The sequence below is a fragment of the Alteromonas sp. ABH4_456 genome, assembly GCF_056160645.1.
The window spans coordinates 1-217 of sequence record NZ_JBSWXO010000069.1 but is presented as its reverse complement, the minus strand read 5'-3'; the positions used below and the strand labels follow the sequence as shown (position 1 = coordinate 217).

Annotated in this window: 1 protein-coding gene; it reads right to left on the bottom strand. The window is 52.1% G+C overall.

All coding sequences use genetic code 11. The annotated features are described in order from the left end of the window. Positions 1 to 15 precede the first annotated feature (15 nt). On the bottom strand, positions 16 to 217 hold a 202-nt coding region (locus ACXAG2_RS20965; protein WP_474870284.1), incomplete at its 5' end, for a hypothetical protein.

The window sequence follows — 217 nt, the reverse complement described above, 5'->3', positions numbered from 1 at the left end:
TGAATAGTGCCAGCATCAGGTTAACCGATGAATGTCTAGTGCCCCTGCTCCCGCCACGGATTGCCCGGCAGCAGGCAGCGATGAGATCGCATTAAGAGAGCCTCTATATGTGTTTGCCGCAGGCGTTGCCTGACGATGACCATGACAGATGAAGTTAAGAGGTTTAGCACAGGGACTTGAACTGGCTGCTGACGCAGCCAGAGAATTGTTATTACCT